The organism is Pseudomonas sp. EA_65y_Pfl1_P113, from assembly GCF_963970525.1.
Classification (GTDB): Bacteria; Pseudomonadota; Gammaproteobacteria; order Pseudomonadales; family Pseudomonadaceae; genus Aquipseudomonas; species Aquipseudomonas tritici.
Genome location: NZ_CAXAQM010000476.1, coordinates 1 through 474, shown reverse-complemented (window position 1 = coordinate 474; position 474 = coordinate 1). Strand labels below are relative to the sequence as shown.

General features: G+C 57.8%; 1 protein-coding gene. It reads left to right on the top strand.

Annotated features, from left to right (window positions below; genetic code table 11):
• The coding region (locus AACY52_RS30650) for an NAD(P)(+) transhydrogenase (Re/Si-specific) subunit beta (protein WP_339561437.1) at positions 1 to 398 on the top strand (398 nt) is incomplete at its 5' end.
• Between the last annotated feature and the right edge of the window lie 76 nt (positions 399 to 474).

Below are 474 nucleotides of genomic sequence, written 5' to 3'. Positions count from 1 at the left end.
TGAAGGCCCATGGCGTGCGCGTGAAATATGCGATCCATCCCGTGGCCGGGCGTATGACGGGCCACATGAACGTGCTGCTGGCCGAAGCAAACGTGCCGTATGACGACGTGTTCGAGCTGGAGGATATCAACAGCGAATTCGCGCAGACCGACGTCGCTTTCGTGATCGGCGCGAACGACGTGACTAACCCCGCGGCCAAGACCGACAAGACTTCTCCGATTTACGGCATGCCCGTGCTCGATGTCGGCAAGGCCAAGACGGTGCTGTTCATCAAGCGTTCGATGGGCGGGGTCGGCTATGCGGGCGTCGACAATGACGTGTTCTACATGGACAACACCATGATGCTGCTGGGCGACGCCAAGAAGATGGTCGAAGAGATCGTCAAATCGCTGGACTAAGCCAGCGTACTTCAGCCAAACTGTTGATCTGAAACGCGAACGGGGGTTTGGGCGATGGTGACGGTTGGCGATATTA